Source organism: Pseudomonas sp. 2822-17, assembly GCF_002742485.1.
Lineage (GTDB): Bacteria > Pseudomonadota > Gammaproteobacteria > Pseudomonadales > Pseudomonadaceae > Aquipseudomonas > Aquipseudomonas cyclaminis.
The window spans coordinates 1-280 of record NZ_LJRZ01000640.1 but is presented as its reverse complement, the minus strand read 5'-3'; the positions used below and the strand labels follow the sequence as shown (position 1 = coordinate 280).

At 39.3% G+C, this 280-nt stretch carries 1 protein-coding gene; it reads left to right on the top strand.

Annotation, left to right across the window (positions count from 1 at the left end; all coding sequences use genetic code 11):
* Positions 1-250 (top strand): HAD hydrolase family protein (locus AOA60_RS23690; protein ID WP_158235056.1); only part of this gene is annotated, 250 nt, incomplete at its 5' end.
* Positions 251-280 lie beyond the last annotated feature (30 nt).

Below are 280 nucleotides of genomic sequence, written 5' to 3'. Positions count from 1 at the left end.
AATTAATGCAGTAGGAGTTAATAAAGCCGCCGCATTAGAGAAAGTATGCCAGCGCTTGAATATAACGATGGATAATGTGATTGCTATGGGCGACAGTTTAAATGATCTAGCTATGATAACTGAAGCTGGTCTAGGTGTTGCCATGGGTAATGCACAAGAAACAGTGAAGCAAGCAGCAGACTGGGTAACTGATACGAATAATGAGGCAGGAGTAGCTAAAGCAATTCATAAATGGGTGATAAATCGTTAATACAGGTAAAAATCAAGGAAACTCATAAGT